This window comes from Ruegeria sp. CF5, assembly GCF_056537325.1.
On the sequence record NZ_JBQFRI010000033.1, the window covers coordinates 1 to 517 of the forward strand.

Here is a 517-nt window from a genome sequence, read left to right on the forward strand (position 1 = left end):
CGCGATCCAGACCGTGAAATCGAACGACGCCAAGAAGGTTGTCACCCTGCGGACCGCCAGCTTTGACGCGGCGGGCGAAGGCGGTTCGGCCCCGGTCGAGACCATCTCGGTTGGTGAAAACCCGGGTCTGTCGTCATGGGTCGAGGACAAGGTTGCTGAAAGCGATCGTCCGGAACTGACCTCGGCTGGCGTTGTCGTCTCGGGCGGCCGCGGTGTCGGTTCGGAAGAGGACTTCAAACTGATCGAAGGTCTGGCCGACAAACTGGGCGCGGCTGTTGGCGCTTCGCGCGCGGCGGTCGACTCGGGCTACGCGCCGAACGACTGGCAGGTGGGTCAGACCGGTAAGGTTGTTGCCCCGGACCTCTATGTCGCCGTCGGTATCTCGGGCGCGATCCAGCACCTGGCGGGCATGAAGGACTCCAAGGTCATCGTTGCGATCAACAAGGACGAAGAAGCGCCGATCTTCCAGGTCGCAGACTTCGGACTGGTCGCAGACCTGTTCGCAGCAGTCCCGGAA

At 63.4% G+C, this 517-nt stretch carries 1 protein-coding gene; it reads left to right on the forward strand.

The window, feature by feature from the left end; all coding sequences use genetic code 11:
- A partial coding sequence (locus ACR0NW_RS23985) for an electron transfer flavoprotein subunit alpha/FixB family protein (RefSeq protein ID WP_480791963.1) occupies window positions 1-517 on the forward strand: 517 nt, incomplete at both ends.